Origin of the sequence: Paenibacillus sp. FSL E2-8871, from assembly GCF_038000345.1 — a bacterium.
Taxonomy (GTDB): domain Bacteria; phylum Bacillota; class Bacilli; order Paenibacillales; family Paenibacillaceae; genus Paenibacillus_AQ.
Window position 1 is genome coordinate 2,576,133 of record NZ_JBBOBV010000001.1, and the last position, 22,258, is coordinate 2,598,390.

Consider the following 22,258-nt stretch of genomic DNA (forward strand, 5'->3'; position numbering starts at 1 on the left):
GCTCGCACCGTCCCCTTCATAGCTTGGAGGATTAACATTAAATGGAATTATGTTATTCCTGTAAATACTATAAAACTAAGTGAAGAGAACGGTTGTTAGATTGCTCACAAAACAAGAAAACTTGATTCCTCCTCTATCATTTCCGCTCTCGCAAGAAACAAAGACAAACAAAACCAGTAAAAGCAAGTCCTCCGATAGCTGCCAGTGAGAAGGAAAACGCCCTTACATAATCCGATAAATCTGCTTCCAAAAGAGAATGTTTCAACGAAGTGGAGAACAAAATACCGATTAGAGCCACCCCTAACGAGTTTGCTAAATACATAAATGTAGTGATCAGACCTGATCCTGTGCCCGTAATCCTTGCTGGTACTGAACTGAGCGTGACGTTGACTAATGGTGTAGTAGCCATGCCGAGACCGAAGCCATATATCAATAATATTAAAATATTTCGTGCGCCCAGCAGATGCGTCGCATCCACATTTAGCTCCCATATAAGTAATAAACTAGAGCATCCCATTATCAGTGCACCTATTTTAAGTACACTCATCCTCCATCTTCTGACCATTCGAGATGATATCAGGGAAGTCAGAAAAAAACCTATACCTATAGCCAAAAAAACCAAACTTGTATCTTGAACATTATAGTGTAAGCCAAATTGCATATAGTAGCTTAAAACAAAAAAGAAGGAGAACATGCCTAGATAAAGGACAAGCACGGTCGCCAGACCTATACTAAATGTTCTATGTCTGAAAATAGACAGATCGACTAATGGACAATTCCCCTGCTTTCCTTTCCGATTTTCAACCCAGATAAAAGTAAACAACACGAATAAAGCTATAATTAGACAGCCTGAGATCCACAAGGGCCATCCTTGTTTTTGTCCCTCAGATAACGGATAGATCAGCAGAAACAAACCGATCAGCAGTAGGAAGCTTCCCGTCCAATCAATATTGTGCGTCTGCTCGGCTCTTGTTTCAGGAACAATCGGCATTAACAGCAGGACGAGAAGTCCGAAGGGCACATTGAAAAAAAATACCGTTCGCCAACCAAGATCGAACGTATTCCAATTCACAATAGTGCCTCCGAGAATAAATCCGAAAGCGAATCCAATGCCAATCATTGCACCATAAATACCGAAAACAAGCCCCTTTTCCTTTGGCAGAAAGCTGACCTGAAGTGTAGACAAAACCTGAGGCTGGATAAGCGCAGCTGCCATACCTTGTATGATGCGAATAACAATCAGAAGTGTCGGATCTGAGGTCAAACCACCCAATACTGCCATAATCGTAAATCCACTCACTCCGATAATCAGCATCCGTTTTCTGCCGTGTATATCCCCAAGTTTACCACTAATGATCAACGCCACAGCTAATCCTAGCGAAAATCCGGTGACGATAAGCTGTGCTTCAGAGAAGCTCGCATTCAAGCGATTTTGCATTAATGGAAGAGCGACTTGAATCATATAAGTATTCAATGAAATGAGTAATGTTGGAAGTAGAATAACCCATAGCGCATACCAACGTCGCGAATCAACTTCTTGCATTGTATGACCACCTCTTCATGAAATCTATGATAATGATTATCAATTAGAATAGTCTTTTTCTCTACCTGTTAAGGGAGGTTTACTCCTTGATAAGGGAGCAAACACAAAAAAACCTCAAACAGGCAGAATATAGTGTTCGATTCCGAACCCTATGTTCTACTGCATGAAGCCATCTGTAAGTACAAATCCTTCTAGATCCTATTTCGCTCCAAATTCTGTTGTTCGATACGTTTTAAGTACTCGCTTGGATTGTAGCCATAGTGCTTACGGAAGGTTGTCGTGAAATTGCTGACATTACTATATCCGACCGAAACGGCTGTTTTTCCTATATTCAAACCTTCTACCTCCATGTACCAAAGTGCCTTCTCCATCCGCTTTATACGAACAAGCTCGAAGATCGTCATGCCAAATAACTCACGGAAACCCTTTTTTAGCTTGAATTCATTGATGCCTACCCGCTTGGCTAACTCACGTATGGACAGCGGTTGTTCGAAATGGATTTGCACCAACTCATGTACCCGCTTTAGATTTATAATATCATCAGGCCGGAACGTCATACTCCCGCTCATAGAGCCGTAACCATCGGACTCCCCAAATAAAGCGATAAATTCAAGCGCTTTGCTCTCCATATATAATCGTCTCAATGTTCCATGATAAGTACAATGGATCATTTCAAAGACACATTTTCGAATCGCCGCAGTGTCAGGATAACGGTCAATATTTCCACGATGATGTTTAAGCCAGGTCTCCATCTGTTGTTTCTCCGTTAGATCTCCGGCATAATACAGCAGTTCGCTAGGAGCTAGCCGTATTTCTAACAATTGATTGGAGACACCAGCTTTTTTCTCTTCATACACCTGAACATCCTCTAAAAAAAGAACATTGCCTGTTTGTTTCTCCGTGTGACTTTCCTTGCCGTTCCATTCGCAATAGATTTCTCCACTCACGTTATAGCTTAGTTCGAATAACGGACAAGCTTCCTGAATGTAGAGCTTCATATCTTGTTCGTAAGTTATATCCGTATACATGATCTCCATACCTGGACGAATCCGCGTACGTGTAATGCTTCCCTGACCGATATGCGAGGGTATGGTAAGACGTTGTTCCCACTGGTTGTGCTCAACATGCCCTTCTATCCGCTCTGTAAATTGTTCAAAAAGATCATGAATCTCCAAATTCAATATTTTTAAAGCCATCGAAAGCCTCTCCTTCTTCGCCAATACAAATAAAGCCATTCACAACTCAAATGATAATCGTTATCATTTGGAAGTGTCAACATGGAATAGATCTATAGGAATTTTATCCCCACTTGGGATGAAACCCTAGGTTTACATAAAAAAAGCGTTGGTGGATTTTCCTCCTACCAACGCCTATGGTAATGATTATTCATCAAATTTGTTCGTCCAACATCCCCGTAACCTCCATAATCTTCGAGGCTAACAAAAATGAAGGAACTTCATAATCCACGCACTTGAGCTCAACCGCCGCTTCAGGCATTTCATTTACAATCGAAGTCTCTTGCGACTCTACAAGGGTAGATTGGGCGCCAGCTTGTTTGGCATTCAGCATGCCTCTCGCGCCATCGTTTCCCCTTCCGGTCATTAGAATCAAATGCTGCTTCAAGATTTTCAGTCCAGAAATCGATTCGAACAATACATCAATGGATGGACGGTATCCGTTCACTGAAGCTTTCTTGTGAAGTTTGATTCTACATACTTGCCCTTGCTGAACTACGGTCATATGACAATTACCAGGTGCGATATATGCCGTTCCACCATGTACCAATTGATCATCTTTCGCCTCAACCACCCGTACACTTGAGAATCGATTCAATCGTTCTGCTAATACTTTCGTATACTTGGGTGGCATATGCTGAACGATTAATAAAGGATATGGGAAGTTTGCCGGGAGCGAGCTAATTACGATTTCAAGCGCCTTCGGACCACCAACTCCACATCCTATGGCTACGATTTGATCGAATTCTTCCGTACATCCGTTCTTGGAATTGTCTTCTGCCTGTAGTCCTGTCATCACTTTCGAAACAGTAATATTGTTAAGGATAAGGGTTCTCAAAGGAATTTGAGCAGCTTGTTTAATTTTGAATATTAGCTCGTCTTTTATTTGGGATAAATCAGGTCCATGGATTTGAGTGGGCTTGGATATAAAATCTACAGCTCCGTTCTGTAGACCTGTGATAGTTGCTGTTATTCCATCCTTTGATCCCGAGCTTAGGATAAGGATAGGGGTTGGACGTTGCGACATAATACTAGAGAGCGCTACTAAACTATTCAATTCTGGCACTTCTATATCAATCGTCACGACATCAGGCTTGAATTCTTGAACCATACTAACCGCTTCGGATGCATTTCGAGCTGCTCCAATGACCTCGATAATTGAATCCTCCGCAATAAGGTTCGAGATCTGTTTACGCATCATTACTGAAGTAGCTACAACGAGCACCTTTAACTTTTGCACTACTTCTCCTCTCCTATCAATGATGATCCCCATGACACTGTTTATTTAACTTTAAAAATAGATACGAGTGCATTTAGTTCCTCCGCAAGCTGTGCTAATGCATTAGCCGTTGTTGCCGTTTCACTACTGCTTGCCGCCATTTCTTCCGTTGCTGCCGATATGCTCTCAATCGAGTACAACACCTCTGATGACTGCGCGGCCTGTTCTTCACTGGCAGCAGCGATTTCTGTTACTTTATGAGCGGTATCGTTCACCATAGAGAGAATATGATCAAAGGCTTCCCCATTTTTTTGTGAAAAAGCTACGCCTTCGACTACCGCATTCACACTTTGGTGTGTATTTTTTTGCATTTCTTTAATTATGTCCGTGACTTGCTTAGTAGCCTCACTGCTCCGCTCTGCTAGCTTTCTTACTTCATTCGCTACAACGGCAAAACCTCGGCCCTGTTCACCTGCACGAGCCGCTTCTATAGCTGCGTTAAGAGCCAGCAGATTGGTCTGTTTTGCAATATCATCAATGACCGCAATGATCTCGCCAATTTTATCTGAGCCTTCTTCTAGTCTAGACATTTGGTTGTTAAGTAACGTCATCCCTTGAATGGAGTCAGTAACCACCGCACCTCCATCCTGAGCAATACGCATCGTATGATCTGACAGCTCTGAGGCTTGCTCTGCACTCTGAGCTACTGAATTAATCGCTTCAGACAATTCTCGGAACAACTCATTCATCGTTTGCGCTGCAGTGGCTTGACTCATACTGCCGCTAGCTACTTCCTCAGTACTTGCTGATATTTGCTGTGCTGCCGCCGAGACACTTTCCGCAGAGGACAAAATCCCCCCCACAGTATGCCTTAAGTTCAGAACCATTTCATTCACAGAATTCGCAAGTTTTCCGATCTCATCCTTAGAATTTAGATTCGAAGTTTCGCTTAAGTCTCCGTTGGCTACTTTACCTAGCAGGCGCATCACTTGATTAAGAGGCCGTGCTATAATTTGCGAGATTAGATAGCCAAAACCCACGCTGATTAAAAGTGCAATGATAGTAACACTAAAGGTAATCAACCGAGAGGATTGATATAATTCATTGGCGTTATCACTGGATTCCTGTGCCTGCTTCATATTGATGTCAATTAAACCTTGCAAGAAATCGGTCATCTCCGTAGTGGCCAGCTGTAAATCTCCTGTCAGCAAATAATTCGTATATTCTTCATTACTAATGATCTTCTTATCCAATTCAATTGCATGATCCACGCTGGTGGTATAGCGTTGCCAGATCTCAGGATAATCCTTCATTTTCTCTAATTCTTCTTCTCTCAATCTTGTCTTACTATATTTACTCATGATGTCTTCAATGCTTTGGACATTCTTATGTAATTTATCCCGATATTCTTTTTTCTTCACCTCGGTTTGGGCCATCGTATTTATATCCCGGATGTTTATTCTATTCGTTAAAAAAAGTTCATTCGCTTCACCGAGATAGGCAATCGGTGTTAAGCGATTTTTATACATATCCTCGATGGACTCATCCATCTTACTCAAATTACTTATTCCATAGAATCCTACAAAGCATAAAATGACTGATACCAACACAAATGCTGAGATTAGCTTCACTGCTGTTCTCAAATTATAAAACCATTTCATCCTTCTGCACCTCATTACGTTAGTCAATTTTTAGTAATTCTTAGGAACTATTTCATCATAAACGGTAAGAAGAATATGGTAACCGAAAATAAATAGCGTGATCACGCAAAATTATTGCGTACCTCCGCAATGACGCGCAAAACAAAAAATCCCGCCTCACTATCTAGTGATCGGGATTTCAATCTATAGGGTTGTTACGTATTTTCACAATGAATTAGTAAAATCTGATTCCTTCAATATTCCGAGCCGTTTAGCTTTAATAGCCGCTTCAATTCTAGATTTCACATTTAGCTTTTGGAACAAATTCGTTAAACTATATTCTAGTGACCGCTGACTCATAAGCACAATCTCCGCTATTTCCTTATTACTTTTTCCTTTTGCGATTTCCGTCAGCATTTCATGTTCCCTTTTGCTAATCATGGAGGTTGTTTGTTCATCATTGATTTCTAATCCTTTAGGCGGTACTTTTCTTAACTGCTTGACTAAGGTCCGCGGTAGAATGACTTCCCCTCTTAATGCACATCTTACCGCTGTAATCAACTGCTCTCTATTGGTTGTTTTTGAGATAAAACCAAAGATCCCCGATTCGATCATCAGGTTAAATTTGTTAGTAAATTCATATCCGGTGTAGATTAAGATAATCGCATCCGCGTTCATTGTTAATACTTGCTTCGCCAAATCAATCCCATTCACATCCGCGATATGAAGATCAAATAACATTACGTCAAAGGAATGACTACTCACCATTTCAAGCACTTCATCCGCTGAATTAGCTAGAGTAACCTTCATGTCTCCCTCTTGCTCTAATATCATTTTAGTCCCTTCCATAACAGATGGATGATCATCCACTAACAATATTTGAATCATGCCTATGACTACCCCTCTATCCAATTGTTATGCCGCATGATTAATCTGTAGGTATAGATATATTGACCGCTAATCCCTTTTTATCTGGCGATCGGAATACTATTGACCCATCCATACTTCGAACCCTTTCCTTCATCCCATAAATCCCCATACTTGTAAGTGAATCCTCACCAAATAAATTCATTCCGATTCCGTTATCTTTATAATCCAAATGAATATGATTGTCTTCACTAACTAAGGTGATGTGGACTTCTGTCGCAAAAGAGTGCTTTGCTGCATTAGCTAAAAGCTCTTGCACAATACGGTACAGACCTATAAGCACTTCATCATCTAACTTATGCGTGAATCCTTCAGACTCGAAATAAATCTGATAGTTGGTACGTAGCTGCGTAAATTCAAACAACGTCTCCAGCGAGGAGATAAGACCTTCATTGATTAATGCAGGAGGTCGGAGCTCGTTACAAATAATCCGCAGTTGATAAATAACATCAAGTAAACCTTCTGAGATCTGTTCTAGTTGTTCTCTAAGTTCCCCATTAATGGACCTTTCACCTAAAAGAAAATCCAGCTTACGATACCAGATAATCTGTTCTTGGAGCGCTGAGTCATGTAAATCCTGAGCAAGCCGTTTTCGCTCATTCTCTGATAAATTAAACATAAAGCGAAGAAGCCATGTAGGGGCCACTTGCTTAGAAGCCGCTAGCTCAAGATCCTTCGTTAAATCTTCGATAAGCAAAAAATGATCAAAGAGAACACTGACATAACGGGTAATCGTCTCCAGCCACACTCGAATAGAACTGATTTCTAGTAAAAGCGTCTTCTCGTTAATCGATAGCAAGTAGCTCTTTCCTCGGGACTCCCCGATCTTGAGTGAATACCCTTGCTCCGTCTCGATAATTTCACATAATTTATCATGGTTGGATTCAACTGCGATAAATTTTATATTTGTTATCTGCAGAGTTTCTCTGACTTCTCTAAGTAACCGCTGTTCCATATGACTAATCTTCATCACACCAAAAAGATCTTCGGAGAACTGATCGAGACTCGTTTGCAGGCGAAAATACCGTTCCTCACTCTCTCGAATAATCTGCTCTGTATGTTGTCTATCCTCATCTGCTTTTTTTCGATCACTAATATCCCTAAATATAGAGATACATGCGACTTTTCCTTTGTACAAAATGGAGCTAGCTGTTACCTCTACATCGATAATCGTCCCATCTGAACGTACGACCTTTTGTTCAATAGGAACTAAGATCTTATAGGGTTCTTTATAGATCTCTCGCATGCGTTCTTTCGTTAGCGTCAGATACTCTGGATGCGCCCACTTGAAAATATTTTTACCGATCAGTTGATTCTCATCGCTAACTCCAAATAATCCAAGACAAGAGAAATTTACATAAACAAACTTATAATCGCTATGCAGAACAACCGCTTCAGGCGACATCTTGATCAGCTGCTGATTGAACTCCTCGCTTTCCCTTAATTCATTTTCCATTTGGACTCTCTTAGTAATGTCTCTTGCTACAATTACGATACTCATTACTTCTCCATCCTCACCTAGAACGGGAGTAGCAAGACATTCTAAATTTAAGATATAACCTTTTGTGTGAATAAAACGATTGTAAAACATCTTGCTTGCTTTTGTCCGAAAAATATTTGATATTTGTTCTCGCAAGCTTTCTTGCTCATCTGGATCAATATACTTAAGTATCGTAGTGTCTTTGATTAGACCTACAGGAATACCGATTAGAGTTTCGCAGGAAGGCGAAGCTACAATAAAATTTCCTTTCTGATCCAGAACCCCCATCATATCCTTCATGTTATTAATAATAAGTCTGTACTCTGCTTCACGCTGTGCCAGCTTATGTTCTACTTCTACTGTTGATGTTATATCTTTAGCGACCACAAAAGCACCCACAATACGACTATTCACATAAATAGGGATATTTTTCATAGTCCAGTGGCTCACTGATCCATCCTTACGCGAAGAGGCAACAACATAGTGCTGAGCAGATCCCCGTACTGTTCTTTCAAAAAAATCCGACATCCTCGGTATATTTTCTACTCCAAATAGATTCATGATGGACAAGTTCTCTCCGACCATATTTAAAGCTTCTCCAGTAATTTGCTCTGCTGCAGAATTGATTGCCAAAATATTACCTTGCAGATTCACCTCGCATACGACGTCTGAGTTATAGTCAAATAAGGATTTATAGCGCTGTTCACTTTTGAGTAATGCCTCCTTCATTAACTTTCTTTCAGTGATATCTGCCAAGATCCCGTCTAGCCGAACCACCGCTTGGGATTCATCTAGACTAGGTATGATTCTGACCTGTAGCCATCGAGGCTCACCACTTGCGTGGATGATTCGATATTCACTAAGTTGTGGAATCCCTTGACCAACCGATGATATGATCTCATGAAACAAGGGATTTTCTTCCTTATGTGCAATACGAAGCCAAAAGTCATCCTCTTTCGCCTGCTCAACGGAATAACCGGTGATATTGAGAATGGCATCCGATATAAATAACACTTTCTTAGATACGTAATCGTAAGACCAAACCGCCACATCTAGATTAGAGAACATCTGTTGATACAAAGAAAATGTGCTTTCTAATTGAATTTGTGCCGTTTTTTGTTCAGTAATGTCCAGCATAACCCCATCTATTCGGCAGACCTTGTTCTCCTTATTTAGGATAGGCGTGCCGATATTTTGAACCCACTTCAGTCCTGCAGTAGGTAATTGCATCCGATACTCAAGACTACTGATATGACCAGCATTTAATCTTTCCATGTAAGCATCATATCGATCACGATCCACTACATTCACAAGTTCCCGTAAAAAACTAGGGCTGTGCGGTTTAGTCTTACTTGTGCAACCAACCCATTCCTCTAAAATTCTCGACATCGTCAGTAGATTTTCTTCCATATCCATAGACCATGTGATCACATTCTCGTCGCCGAGTGAATGCATATTGAGATCACCTCCACATAAAAAGCCCCCCCTTTTTCGGGGCGGCTTTTTGTTCTAATTCGCTATTTTACAAGCGTCATTACATGAATAACTTTATCCTACTGAGCAATCTGCTCACGGATATTCTGCAATATTTTCTTCTCCAGCCGGGATACCTGTACTTGAGAGATCCCTAGGCGACTGGCGACCTCCGACTGCGTTTGATCACGATAGTAGCGAAGATAAACAATCAGACGTTCACGTTCACTGAGGCCTCCGATAGCTTCATTTAATGCCAGCTTATCGAACCAACGCTCCTGTGATTCGTCAGCGATTTGATCAATCAGCGTGATCGGATCTCCATCATTCTCAAACACCGTCTCATGGATAGAGGTCGGTGGTTTATTGGCTTCTTGCGCGAATACCACTTCTTCGGGTGTAACCCCTAACGCTTCCGCAACTTCACCAATCGTAGGCAGACGATCAAGCGTTTTAGACATTTCGTCCTTCATCTTACGAACTTTATTAGCCATTTCCTTAAGGGAACGACTGACCTTCAAGGTGCCATCGTCACGAAGGAAACGCTGAATCTCACCGATAATCATCGGCACCGCATAAGTGGAGAACTTGACCTCATAGCTGAGGTCAAATTTATCAACGGACTTCAGGAGTCCAATGCAACCGATCTGGAACAAATCGTCAGGCTCATACCCGCGGTTCATAAACCGCTGTACTACCGACCAGACCAGTCGGATATTACAGCTTACAAGCGTGTCGCGGGCAAGACTATCTCCGGCCTGACTGAGCGCGATAAGACGTTTGACCTCCGCATCGTCCAAATAGGTCGGCGGAGCTTTTTTTGACTCTGCATCCATGGCTCCAACCCCTAATTGTATAAAGCTTTTTTCGAGACGATGGTTTTCTTCATTGAGATAGAAGTACCGTGTCCCGGTTCACTAGTGACTTCAAATTCATCCATGAAATTCTCCATAATAGTAAAGCCCATGCCCGACCGCTCCAGCTCTGGCTTAGAGGTATACAGCGGCTGTTGCGCCAGCTCCAAATCCTCAATGCCCCGTCCTTGATCCTCAATGGTTAGATGTACCGTTTCGTTGTCCAGCGATGCCGAAATGGTCACAATACCTTCCGGATCACTATCATACCCATGAATAATACAGTTGGTGACCGCTTCCGACACGACTGTCTTCAGATCATTCAGCTCGTCCATCGTAGGATCAAGCCGGGAAACGAACGCCGCTACGACTACACGTGCGAACGATTCGTTCTCCGAGCGTGCAGCGAACTGCACGTTCATGAAGTTACCAGCCTTACTATTTGTCATAACGCAACCTCCAAATCCGAGAGTGCAGTACTCTCGTCGTCATATAGGGGCATGATTTTGAACAGGCCTGACATTTCCAGCAGCCGCTTCACAGGTGCCGTTGCATCACACACAACCATTTTTCCACCTTTACTGTGGATCAGTTTATACCTTCCCAGAATCACGCCTAGGCCTGAACTGTCCATAAACTGCAGATGCTTAAGACTAAGAACCAAATGCGATACTTGACCACGCATAATCGCTTCATCCATATCCATTCTTACAAAATCGGCTGCGTGATGATCCAACTCCCCTGATAAACGGACAATCAACACACCCCTGTGATGCTCCATCTCCACATGAGAATTCATGCTTGCCACTCTCCTCTTCGTTGCTTTGAAAACTGACCTTGAAAGACAGTACCTATTCCCTTCAAGGACAAGGTTTTCTACGCGGCAAATCAGGAATCCTGCCTCACGACAAAACTAGAAGAAAACCCCTATGAATCTACAGAGTACATGGGGGTAATCTACAAAAAAACTGTTTTTAATCTACACCGAACATCGAGCCTGTTGTGCGCTTAAAGAGCTTCCACCAGCCTGCTTTCGGCACAGCTTCCCCTGCTTTTAATTCATACTCCTTAATCACTTGGGTTCCTTGGTAGACCACTAGCTTGCCCACAGATTGACCTTCAGCTACTGGAGCCTTCACGCTTTCCGGCAATACTAGTTCGTGGCGAATGCCTTCTTGAGTCACACCTTTTTTCAAAAGAACACTGTACGTCTCTTTGGCCGTTATCGGCAACTCGGATTTTACGCCCTTTTCAATCTTTAGGGTGCCTATGGCATCCCCTTCTTTGTGGATCGTGTGTACTTTATATTGCGAGAACAGGTAATCGAACATGCCTGACACTTCACTATTGCGCGTCTTTGTGTTCGGCTCGCCTAGCACAACAGCGACAGCACGTAAGCCATCTCTTGCTGCTGTAGCGGACAGACAGAATTTTGCCTCAGCAGTATAACCTGTCTTCAAACCATCAGCACCAGTGTAGAAACGCACTAGCTTGTTCGTGTTCACCAACCAGAACGGTTTGGTTGAATCCTTACGTAAGTAATCCTGATAGGAACCGGTATATTTGATAATTTGATCATGCTTCAAAAGCTCACGACTGATGACCGCAATATCGTAAGCTGAGGAATAGTGATTGGCGGCTGGAAGACCGTTGCAGTTGGCAAAATGGGTATCTTTTAGACCCAGTTCCTCTGCACGTTTATTCATCAGATCGACAAAAGCACTCTCTGAACCAGCTATTTTCTCCGCCATCGCCACAGAAGCATCATTACCAGAAGCCATAGCGATACCTTTAAGCATATCGTCTACCGACATTTCTTCACCAGGCTCCAGAAAAATCTGCGATCCGCCCATAGAAGCCGCATATTCACTTGTTCGCACCTTATCAGTCAGCTGCAGCCTTCCTTCATCCAGCGCTTCCACCGTTAGTAACATCGTCATAATCTTCGTAATACTTGCGGGAGGCAGCTTATCATGGCTGTTCTTCTCATAAATAACAGTTCCGGTACCAGCGTCCATCAAAATAGCAGAACGTGCTCCCGGTGCGAGGTCTACAGCGGCAGCATTACTGCCAGAGTCCTTGGTTTTTTCTTCTGCATAAGCGCCTGACATAGGTCCTAGAACCGATACAGCGATACAGAGCACAAGCACAGCAAAACGCATTTTTCTCACAATGGTTCCCCTCCTGAACGTTAACCTTCATATCACAGGTACTGTGTTCCAGTTTCGTCAGAAAGGGTGAAAATTATTCCATTTTTAAGGAAATAACCACAATTATTTATCTCAAGAAGTAAGGATGTCATCAATTAAAAAAAGCCCAGCAGCAGTTGCAGAGCATTTTTATTATAGGGGAGATTAAATAATATTTCAAATTTAAAGTATTTCCATTTTTTTAGCTCTCATTTTAGGACTTTTAAAGGTAAATCGTAGACTTTCACGAATGTTAACTAAGAACCTATACTGTCTTACAGAGGAGTGAATATACGAATGAACCCACTTGAAACTTATATTGAGACAGAAGCAAAACAGAACGATTTCTCAGGCGTAGTACTAGCAAAACAATATGATAAAGAAATCGCCAGCAGCTGTCACGGTTATGCCAATAAGTCGGATAAGCGCGAAAATAATATTCATACTCGGTTCGGGATCGCTTCCGGGTGTAAAATATTCACAGCAATTGCCGTCTGTCAACTGGTCGAAAGGGGATTGATTTCTTTCGAAAGCAGATTATCAGACTATCTGAAGAAGGTAGAGTTCCCTCTCTTTAGTTCTGAAATCACCATACATCAGTTACTTACGCATAGCTCTGGGATTCCAGATTATTTTGATGAAACAATCATGGATGACTTCGAAGAACTGTGGAAGACACAACCTATGTACACTTTACGGCAACTGGAAGACTTTGTACCGATGTTTAGAAACCTCCCCATGATGTGGACCCCTGGTGAACGTTTTCACTACAACAATGCCGGATATATCGTGCTAGGTCTTCTGGTGGAGGAATTGAGTGGAATGTCCTTTTCCGATTATGTGGAGCTTCACATCTTTAAGCCTTGCGGAATGGAGCAATCCGGTTACTTTACGTTAGATGCCTTACCAGCCAACTGTGCACTAGGATACATAGAGGAAGAGAACGGTAGCTGGAGAAGCAACATCTATTCAATCCCGGTAAAAGGAGGCGCTGACGGTGGAGCTTTCGTAACTGCTCCCGACATGCAGTTATTCTGGAACGGGCTAATGAACCATACCCTTTTGAGTCCAGTACTCACTTCATTGTTGCTTACTCCCCACATACATGTGAATGGTGAAGGCTATTATGGTTATGGTGTATGGATCACCCTCCGAGAAGAAAAAGTGTTCAAGTTTCACATTATGGGATACGATCCCGGTGTTTCCTTCCGATCGGCTATCTATCCGGCTAGTGGAGAGACTGTGGTCGTATTATGTAATACAAGCAGCGGGGCTTCTCAGATTTTCAATCTTATCGATAAGCATTTGTAGCTGCTTCGTCAAAAACGTAAAACAGCAAGCCTCCTAATACGGGAGGCTCGCTATTGTACTGTCTATTTCAGGTCTTTGTCATGACAATAATTACATTTCCTTGGCTAGTACCGTGTTACTCCATCCTTCGTAACAAGCGCGAACACCAATGGCAATGGTGGAACCGATTCAGAAGTAATACGGTAAGCTTCTAACACCTTACCCTCAGCTTCCTCTACTTTCTTATCACTGGCATCATTGATATGCAATACTGCAAGTGTATCACCAATCTCTACAGCATCTCCAACTTTTTTAGAGAGTTGAATACCTACAGCCAAATCTATTACAGATTCCTTGGTTTCACGTCCTGCACCAAGCAGCATAGCAGCAATGCCGATTTCTTCTGCTTGAATCCCCTCAATGAAACCCTTAGTCTTCGCTTTCACTTCAATGAATCGTTTAGCAGCAGGGAGTTTCTCCGGATCATCGATTTGTGAAACATCTCCGCCTTGCGCACTCACGATCTGTTTGAATTTCTCCAGCGCTGTGCCATCTTCAATATGTGTCATCAGAATCGAACGAGCCTCCGCTTCATCCTTGGCTTTACCGCCAAGAACAAGCATCTGACTGCCCAGAATAAGGCAGACTTCCTGCAAATCTTTAGGACCGTGACCCTTCAAGGTCTCGATTCCTTCCTTAATTTCCAGCGCATTTCCGATCCCGTAACCCAGTGGCTGATCCATATCACTGATGATGGCAACAGTATTACGACCCAAATGGGTGCCGATATCCACCATAGCCTGGGCAAGCGCAATTGAATCATCAAGCGTCTTCATAAAAGCACCGCTGCCGGTTTTGACATCCAGTACAATGGCGTCTGCACCCGCTGCAATCTTCTTGCTCATCACTGAGCTTGCAATAAGAGGGATGGATTCAACAGTTGCTGTTACATCCCGAAGGGCATACAGCTTTTTGTCAGCGGGTGTAATGTTGCCCGACTGGCCGATCACGGCAGCTCCGATCTCCCCTACTTGATCAAAGAAACGCTCGCGATCCATCTCTATAGAAAAGCCAGTGATCGACTCCAGCTTATCAAGTGTACCTCCTGTATGCCCAAGTCCGCGGCCGGACATCTTCGCTACCGGTACTCCAGCAGAGGCTACCAACGGTGCAAGCACCACGGTGGTTTTATCTCCCACTCCACCTGTGGAGTGCTTATCAACCTTAATGCCTGCGATTGGGCTCAGATCCACTTGATCACCGGACATCGCCATTTCCATCGTTAGATCACCGGTCTCCCGTGCGTTCATGCCTTGAAAATAAACCGCCATGGCCCAAGCGGAAAGTTGATAATCAGGAACTTCACCTTTACTATAGCCTTGAATTAGAAAGGATATTTCCTCACGGCTCAGCTCTCCACCGTCTCTTTTTTTCTGAATAATGTCGACAGCTCTCATTTTACACCTGCATTTCACGGACATTTGCGCGAGCAAATCCGATATATTTTGGTTTAGTTAAATTAACTACCTGTTCATGCGTCAATGGCTTAAATTTAATCACTTGTGTCATAATTATGACCTCCCAGTAATTCAAAATGCAGTGCCCGAAATTACATTTTCGGAATAAAGCCTAAGACCAGTTTCAAGAAACGTTCACGCACACGTTCTGCAGTTTCCATCACCTCTTCATGATTGAGAGGTTGATCCAGGATTCCCGCGGCCATGTTAGTAATACAGGAGATGCCCAAAACCTCAATACCTGCATGACGAGCAACAATGGTCTCCGATACAGTAGACATGCCCACAGCATCGGCACCTAGCGTACGAAGCATTACGATTTCAGCAGGCGTTTCGTAGCAAGGTCCCAATAGACCTGCATATACGCCTTCTTTGAACTCGAAATTCTGCTGAGCTGCCGTTTCCTTGGCTACCTGGATCAGGCGGCGACTGTAGGCGGTCGACATATCTGGGAAGCGCACACCAAGTGCAGGATCATTAGGTCCTATTAAAGGATTCCGCCCAGTCATATTAAGATGATCCGTAAGAAGCATAAGATCACCCGGCGTGAAATCTGTGTTCACTCCACCAGCTGCATTCGTTACTAGTAAACTCGCTATACCAAGCTCTTTCATAACCCGTACAGGGAATGCCGTTACCTCCGGTCCATAACCCTCATACATATGAAAGCGGCCCTTCATCATCACGACTCGGCGGCCTTCGATCATACCAATTAATAGCTCGCCCTCATGTCCTTCTACAGTAGACACAGGAAAGTGAGGAATCTCATCATATGGAATGCTTACTCCATCAGTAATAAGGTCTGCAAGCACACCGAGGCCTGAACCAAGGATCAATCCAATTTCCGGAGCCACCGGACATTTGTCTTTTATATAAATAGCTGCTTCTTGAATTTCTTTTTGAGTTAATGCGCTCATGGATGATCCTCCTTCATTGATGTTGTGGAGCAACCCACAACCCTTTTATTGCAGTTTCGCTAAAAAGCTTGTCCCATACTGCGGCGCCTTCGCACCAAAGTTATCAGCAATGGTTGCAGCTACATCAGAGAAGGTTTCACGAATGCCCAAACTTTCTGGATGTTTAAACCGCGGGCTATAGATTAAGAGCGGTACATATTCACGGGTATGGTCAGTTCCACTATGGATCGGATCGTTACCATGGTCTGCAGAAATAATCAATAGATCATCTTCACCGAGCGTAGATAGAATTTCAGGCAGGGCCTGATCGAACACTTCCAGTGCACGGCCGTATCCTTCTGGGTCACGACGATGTCCATACAAAGAATCAAAATCCACCAAATTCGTAAACAGGAAACCGTCAAACGGTTGACGAAGCTGCTCAATAGTAACTTCGATTCCATGTTCATTGCTCTTCGTTGGATAAGAAGCCGTAACTCCTTCTCCTGTAAAGATATCGTTGATCTTACCAACTGCGATAACATCCTTACCGATATCAGTCAGCGCGTTCATTACCGTTGGTTCTGGCGGCTTCACAGCATAGTCATGCCGGTTTGGCGTCCGAACGAATTTCCCTGGTTCGCCAACATATGGACGAGCAATCACGCGACCAACCGAGAATTCTGGAGCCATCGTCAGCTCACGGGCTATTTTACAAGCGCTGTACAGCTCTTCGAGTGGAATGATATCTTCATGTGCAGCAAGCTGGAATACGCTGTCCGCAGAGGTATAGACAATCCAAGCACCGGTTTTCATTTGTTCTTCGCCGTATTCAACAAGAATCTCCGTACCGGAAGCCGGTTTATTCCCGATTACCTTACGACCAGTTGCCGCTTCGAACTTCTCAATCAATTCTGCTGGAAAACCGTCAGGATACGTATTGAAAGGAACCTCAATCTTCAGCCCCATTAGCTCCCAGTGTCCGGTCATCGTATCCTTTCCTACAGATACTTCCTGCATTTTGCCGTAGTACCCTGTTGGTGAAGCTACAGGCTCTAGCGGTGGCAGCGAAGCAATATTAGCTAACCCGAGCTTCTGGAGATTAGGAAGCTTCAAACCAGGAACACGATCCAATATATGACCAAGCGTGTGCGACCCAGCATCACCGAAATTCGCAGCATCTGGCGCTTCACCGATACCAACACTATCTAGAACAATAAAACCAATTCGTTTAAATGAGGACATAGTTGTCTTCACTCCTTTTTTAATATAGATATTCTTTCGTACCAACAAGAAGAAACGGCTGTACCGTCTTCCAGAAGACATACGCTTCCGAAGTCAGCGATACAATGTACCGCTTATCAGGTATCCGTTTCTGCTAAAAGATAACCTGCGGATCATTCCCCAGTCTATCCTTTCAGTATGATTCCATCATAACCATCTTACTCACAAAAAGCATCTTTAAAGCAGAATTATCGAGCTCTAGGATGGTGGCTCTCATATACTTCCTTCATATTCTTACGGGCTATACCGTTATAAATCTGAGTCGTCGAAATATCGGCATGACCCAGCATTTGTTGTACGGAACGCAAATCTGCTCCGCCTTCCAGTAAATGGGCTGCGAAGGAATGCCTAAGTGTATGCGGGGTAATATCCTGCTCAATGTTTGCTTCCCGTGCATATTTTTTTATGATTTTCCAAAAGCCTTGCCGGGTTAATCTTCCCCCTAGACTATTCAGGAACATGGCTGTTTCCTCCTGGTGATCACGAAGCAGCTTGTCCCGCATAAGTGAAGTGTAAGCCGCTACACTCTCAGCTGCAAGGGTTCCAATGGGAACTACCCGCTCCTTGCCAGAAGTTCCTGTACAACGCGCAAATTTCATATCCGTGTGCACATCATCCACGTTAAGTGAGATTAATTCAGAGACCTTAATGCCTGTTGCATAGAGTAATTCCAGCATAGCCTTATCGCGCATCCCTTGTGGCGTACTTACATCCGGCGCAGCCAATAACTGCTCTATTTCCGAAATGGTAAGCACCATAGGAGGTTTCTTATCAGGCTTCATGGTCTCCATGTCCAGTGTTGGATCCTGCTCAATCAAACGTTCCTTCAGTAAATAATGAAAAAAAGCACGGAGGGACACTGCGCTCCTGTTCAACGTTGCTGTTGCTCGACCAGCTCCGCGTAATGAGCCAAGATATAATATCACATGTGATCTTCGGATCTCATCAGGCTGACTAGCCCCCCGCTCTTCAGCGAACTCCAGAAACTGCGATACATCCCTACCGTAAGATTCCAGTGTATTCGGGGACAAGCCTTTATCTCCGGACAAATAATGTAAAAACGGCTGCAAGTGTGACTTCATTATTTCACGCTCCTGTCCTGGCGCAGCTACTCATAGTGACTTCCTGCAGCACATTCAGCATGAGGGTTCTGCAGATGTGTACATTTAGTATACGCTGCATGAATCCACCTTGTTTTCTTCGACATTCTTCTCGCTTGTTCCTGCTTCCTGCGAAGCTTTCATTCTCCATACCAGTAATAGAAGCGCAAACGCTGTCTTGTATCCAGACCATCATCACCACGATCGGCATGATCAAAAGCCCGAACAGCGGAGCCTTCAGGAATTCCATAATTCTCTATCGGACTGATCCATTCACCAAGCCAGCTCATAGCACTGTAGAGCAAATAGCTTAGAGCCACAAACATGATCATAAAATACAGCTTTCGAACTGTTTTGGGCACAGAAACGATCATATGGACGCCTCCCTCTAACATACAGTTAAGATCTGCTCGTCCTTCACCTTATGCACCAAAACGGACTGATATGTATATCTCCAATAGACCAATCATTTAAAAAGCTCTCTCCGGCAAAAAAACCGGGGAGAGCTTATGAAGTGAATTTCATTATAAGATGACTTAGGACGGATTTCCGTTTGAATTATTCTTATCGCTACACCGATAGCATATCCCATGAAAATCAAGTCTATGATCAAGCACTGTGAAATTAAATTCTTTCTCCAGTCGCTCTTCTAGCGGACCTAACCAATCCTCGCGAATCTCATCCATACTACCGCATTGCACACAAATTAAATGATGATGATGGTGCTTCGCAGTATCTGTTCGCAGATCATAACGGGCGACACCGTCACCGAAGTTAATCTTTTCTACGACGTGAAGCTCGCTAAGAAGTTCCAGGGTACGATATACAGTCGCAAGACCGATCTCGGGAGCTTTCTCTTTCACGAGCATAAAAACATCTTCTGCGCTAAGATGATCTTCCTCATTCTCCAGCAGCACTCTTAAGGTCGCTTCCCGTTGGGGTGTAAGCTTGTATCCTTGGGATTGTAACTGTTGCTTAATTTTGTCTATCCGAGCTTCCATTGTCTCCCTCCCCCTTGGAAAATAACCTCACCGGTCTTCAAACCACTTCTTCCATTATAGGGGGTGTCGCTTTGAGAAGTCAAACGCTTTTACTGCAAGCCCAAGGTAGTCACTGCTTGTACAAGTGAAGGCGTAACCCAGCGCATCATGATCGGCGTAACATAGGTCTCAAAACTAGAAATGCCCAGAATCAACAGTGCCATTACAAGTGACAATATGGTGTACATAGTAAAAGGGCGAGTCACTGGCGTCCGACGTTGTCCTAGCACTCGGCTACGAATCATCTGCAAGGAAAAGGCGATCGCCGCTGCACTACTTACTAACAACACAGGAATCAGTACCAGATTGTGCGGAGCCACGGAGACTAATGCGAACAGCATTCCGTGCCATGAATATTGACTTACTAGACAACCGACCGTAAAGCCGATCAATACCCCTTTAAGAAAATCAAGAATCAAGATTCCCGGCAGCCCAATGACTGATAATCCAAGGATCCAGATCAGCCCAATCCATTTCAGATTTAAGGCCGCTATACTCCAGTACGAATCAGGTGCTGCGGGTAGACCCTGCTGATCAACCGTTACAAAGAAATTTCCTAGATAATCCCCCAGCTCCTGTTGCTGATCCATCGTAAGCGCACTAACGATAAGAGCTCCAAATACAACACCTACCAGAAATAATACGCCGACAAAAATATACAGAGGCGTCTGTTCCTTCATCATCAGCCTTAAATTACGCATCGAGACGTTCCCCTTTCCGGTTACATGTTACACCATATGAGAAAACGTCCCGCGATATGACTTGTCCTTAGGACAATAACTCTACTTTCCAGGTTGTACGACTTTACCGTATGTTCCCCCACCGCCTGCTGATAATTCCAATATGCCTGAGCGAGCCCGAACGATCATAGCCGCCAAATCCACTCCTACTACGCTAGCAATTTCCGCTTCACCACAGCCATGTAAAATGTTCATCTCCGTGCCAAAAGCTTGCAGTAACGCGTTCATCTTAGCCTTCCCGAGGCCTGGAATAAATTCAAGTGGAACCTGATAGTGATAAGGCGGACGGTTTGCGGGTACTAGAGGCGTCTTGCGGTCTGCGATATCTAGGATCCGGTCGAATACACCTCTCACCAATTTAAGACTGCCACAATATTGGCAGCGTTCCGATGTGCCATAAGCTTCGTCAATAATACTGCCACAACCTCCGCAGTAGGTGCGGTGGTATTTACCCAGCCGGGGGTTAAGTCCGAAATTAGCTGTTACCTTCCGCCCTTCCTTACGTTCTAGTGCGAGTCGTAGTTCAGCAAAAGAAGGTCGTGCCAACGCCATTACATTATACTCTCGACCTAGTTTGCCCAGTGAATGCGCATCAGAGTTCGTTAGGAATGTGAAGTCATCCAGCTCAGAAAGATAACCCGCCATTTCCGAATCTGCACTCAGCCCTAGCTCAACTGCTGTTATGCGATCCAGATCAAAGATGTCTGCCATACGCTCCGCTGCACAGCCGTACAAGCCCTTGTGAGGCGTGAAAATATGTGCAGGGATAAGAATCCCTCCCCGCCCATAAATCTCATCCTGAAGCTCCCTAGCCAGAGCATACAGGCGCTGGGAACTTAGATTCACATTCCGCATATAGCGGCTCATCCACGCACTAAAATCGGTCATGCGCTCCACGTCCGGCATGTAGGCGAGCACATGGCACTCTTTTCGCCCAGGCTCGCGGATTTCAATCTCTGTTCCCAGAATGATCGTAGTCCCTCGGTAAGCGATCCCTCCACCTTCAGCTAACGTCATCTCTCCAGATTCCAAGGAACGCTGAATATCACGTAGAACCCCTGGTGAATGACTATCAATAATACCGATCATTTCTAGTCCCTTGCGCTCTGCAGCCTCTTTGGCAATGCCCGCAAAGGTAAGCTCGCGGCTGCCGCTGATTTTGACCGCTTGTCCTTCCGACGTTCGTCCAATATGAACATGCAAATCGCAATAGAAACTCTTCAATTCAGTTGTTAATTCCATTGGCCTGTCAGCGTGTATAGATGCCAAGCATACACTGCCATCATCGTCTTCGCGTCCGCGATACGCCCGTCAGCCATATATTGATACGCTTCCTCCAGGGTAAGCTCCGAAACTTCTAGAAATTCGTCCTCGTCCAGGGACATATCTCCTGGCTTTGCATTAGTAGTCACATACAAATGAATAATCTCATCGGCGAAGCCGGGAGAAGTATAGAAGGATTTAAGCAATTTCAAATCTCCACTGTGAAATCCAGTCTCTTCTTGAAGTTCACGACCAGCCGCAACTAATGGATCTTCACCTTTATCCAGCTTCCCAGCCGGAATTTCTACTTCAGTGCGTTGCATGGGCTGACGGTATTGCTCTACAACAAGCATTTTGTTGTTGTTTAAAGCAAGCACCGCTACGGCGCCGGGATGCTTCACAACTTCACGTGTCGCAGTATTTCCATCAGGCAGTCTCACTGTGTCCACCTGTAAAGATATAATCTTCCCATCAAAAACAGGCTGTGTAGACAATGTCACTTCATCAAGCTCGGGTTTGCTGTGCAAATATTGTTCTCCCATAAAGTTTCTGGTCTCCTTTTTCTCTA

20 protein-coding genes are annotated in these 22,258 nt (G+C 43.9%); 1 reads left to right on the forward strand and 19 read right to left on the reverse strand.

Going from position 1 to position 22,258, the window contains the following annotated elements; translation table 11 throughout:
• Positions 1–136 precede the first annotated feature (136 nt).
• The 10 genes from NYE25_RS11890 to NYE25_RS11935 all read right to left on the reverse strand — a co-directional run bounded on the left by NYE25_RS11890 (position 137) and on the right by NYE25_RS11935 (position 12,482).
• A complete protein-coding gene (locus tag NYE25_RS11890; protein ID WP_341145982.1) occupies positions 137–1,543 on the reverse strand; it encodes an MFS transporter in 1,407 nt (468 codons plus the stop codon).
• A 191-nt stretch (positions 1,544–1,734) separates the two neighbouring features.
• Complete coding sequence (locus NYE25_RS11895) at positions 1,735–2,739, reverse strand: helix-turn-helix transcriptional regulator (RefSeq protein ID WP_341145983.1); 1,005 nt, start codon at positions 2,737–2,739, stop codon at positions 1,735–1,737.
• Between the two features lie 193 nt (positions 2,740–2,932).
• Positions 2,933–4,018 (reverse strand): chemotaxis-specific protein-glutamate methyltransferase CheB, encoded by a 1,086-nt coding sequence (gene cheB / locus NYE25_RS11900; RefSeq protein ID WP_340971684.1) that lies wholly within the window; start codon positions 4,016–4,018, stop codon positions 2,933–2,935.
• Between the two features lie 41 nt (positions 4,019–4,059).
• A complete protein-coding gene (locus NYE25_RS11905) occupies positions 4,060–5,658 on the reverse strand; it encodes a HAMP domain-containing methyl-accepting chemotaxis protein (protein WP_042190353.1) in 1,599 nt (532 codons plus the stop codon).
• Positions 5,659–5,862: 204 nt separating this feature from the next.
• Positions 5,863–6,525: a response regulator transcription factor gene (locus tag NYE25_RS11910; RefSeq protein WP_340971688.1), complete on the reverse strand. Its 663-nt coding sequence runs from the start codon at positions 6,523–6,525 to the stop codon at positions 5,863–5,865.
• A 40-nt stretch (positions 6,526–6,565) separates the two neighbouring features.
• A complete protein-coding gene (locus NYE25_RS11915) occupies positions 6,566–9,499 on the reverse strand; it encodes a sensor histidine kinase (RefSeq protein ID WP_341145984.1) in 2,934 nt (977 codons plus the stop codon).
• A 98-nt stretch (positions 9,500–9,597) separates the two neighbouring features.
• Positions 9,598–10,353 (reverse strand): RNA polymerase sporulation sigma factor SigF, encoded by a 756-nt coding sequence (gene sigF, locus NYE25_RS11920; RefSeq protein WP_042129724.1) that lies wholly within the window; start codon positions 10,351–10,353, stop codon positions 9,598–9,600.
• Positions 10,354–10,364: 11 nt separating this feature from the next.
• The gene (gene spoIIAB / locus NYE25_RS11925) at positions 10,365–10,820 is read right to left on the reverse strand and encodes an anti-sigma F factor (protein ID WP_042129726.1); all 456 of its coding nucleotides are present in this window, start codon (positions 10,818–10,820) and stop codon (positions 10,365–10,367) included.
• Positions 10,817–11,170 (reverse strand): anti-sigma F factor antagonist, encoded by a 354-nt coding sequence (gene spoIIAA / locus NYE25_RS11930; RefSeq protein WP_042129729.1) that lies wholly within the window; start codon positions 11,168–11,170, stop codon positions 10,817–10,819. Before spoIIAA ends, spoIIAB begins: the two co-directional genes overlap by 4 nt.
• Before the next feature lie 175 nt (positions 11,171–11,345).
• Complete coding sequence (locus NYE25_RS11935) at positions 11,346–12,482, reverse strand: D-alanyl-D-alanine carboxypeptidase family protein (protein WP_231573502.1); 1,137 nt, start codon at positions 12,480–12,482, stop codon at positions 11,346–11,348.
• Between the two features lie 375 nt (positions 12,483–12,857).
• Between NYE25_RS11935 and NYE25_RS11940 the strand changes: the two genes are divergently transcribed.
• Entirely contained in the window at positions 12,858–13,871 is a 1,014-nt protein-coding gene (locus NYE25_RS11940) for a serine hydrolase domain-containing protein (protein WP_341145985.1), read from the forward strand.
• A gap of 104 nt (positions 13,872–13,975) precedes the next feature.
• Here NYE25_RS11940 and NYE25_RS11945 read toward each other — a convergent pair whose 3' ends face one another.
• From NYE25_RS11945 to NYE25_RS11985, 9 genes are all read right to left on the reverse strand, one after another.
• Positions 13,976–15,307 carry a pyrimidine-nucleoside phosphorylase gene (locus NYE25_RS11945; protein WP_340971701.1) on the reverse strand — a complete coding sequence of 444 codons (1,332 nt, stop codon included), beginning with the start codon at positions 15,305–15,307 and terminating at the stop codon, positions 13,976–13,978.
• 152 nt (positions 15,308–15,459) lie between these two features.
• Complete coding sequence (locus NYE25_RS11950) at positions 15,460–16,284, reverse strand: purine-nucleoside phosphorylase (protein WP_076284512.1); 825 nt, start codon at positions 16,282–16,284, stop codon at positions 15,460–15,462.
• Positions 16,285–16,329: 45 nt separating this feature from the next.
• Entirely contained in the window at positions 16,330–17,508 is a 1,179-nt protein-coding gene (deoB, locus tag NYE25_RS11955) for a phosphopentomutase (RefSeq protein WP_341060026.1), read from the reverse strand.
• A gap of 227 nt (positions 17,509–17,735) precedes the next feature.
• On the reverse strand, positions 17,736–18,629 hold the full coding sequence (gene xerD / locus NYE25_RS11960) for a site-specific tyrosine recombinase XerD (RefSeq protein ID WP_340971710.1): 894 nt from the start codon (positions 18,627–18,629) through the stop codon (positions 17,736–17,738).
• A gap of 158 nt (positions 18,630–18,787) precedes the next feature.
• On the reverse strand, positions 18,788–19,021 hold the full coding sequence (locus NYE25_RS11965) for a DUF4227 family protein (protein ID WP_188114651.1): 234 nt from the start codon (positions 19,019–19,021) through the stop codon (positions 18,788–18,790).
• 162 nt (positions 19,022–19,183) lie between these two features.
• Entirely contained in the window at positions 19,184–19,648 is a 465-nt protein-coding gene (gene fur, locus NYE25_RS11970) for a ferric iron uptake transcriptional regulator (protein ID WP_042129744.1), read from the reverse strand.
• Between the two features lie 89 nt (positions 19,649–19,737).
• Positions 19,738–20,388, reverse strand: a complete 651-nt coding sequence (spoIIM, locus tag NYE25_RS11975; RefSeq protein WP_076284509.1) for a stage II sporulation protein M — start codon at positions 20,386–20,388, stop codon at positions 19,738–19,740.
• 81 nt (positions 20,389–20,469) lie between these two features.
• Positions 20,470–21,669 carry an endonuclease Q family protein gene (locus tag NYE25_RS11980; protein WP_341145986.1) on the reverse strand — a complete coding sequence of 400 codons (1,200 nt, stop codon included), beginning with the start codon at positions 21,667–21,669 and terminating at the stop codon, positions 20,470–20,472.
• Positions 21,660–22,232: an NUDIX hydrolase gene (locus NYE25_RS11985; protein ID WP_341145987.1), complete on the reverse strand. Its 573-nt coding sequence runs from the start codon at positions 22,230–22,232 to the stop codon at positions 21,660–21,662. The genes NYE25_RS11980 and NYE25_RS11985 overlap by 10 nt, the downstream gene beginning before the upstream one ends.
• Between the last annotated feature and the right edge of the window lie 26 nt (positions 22,233–22,258).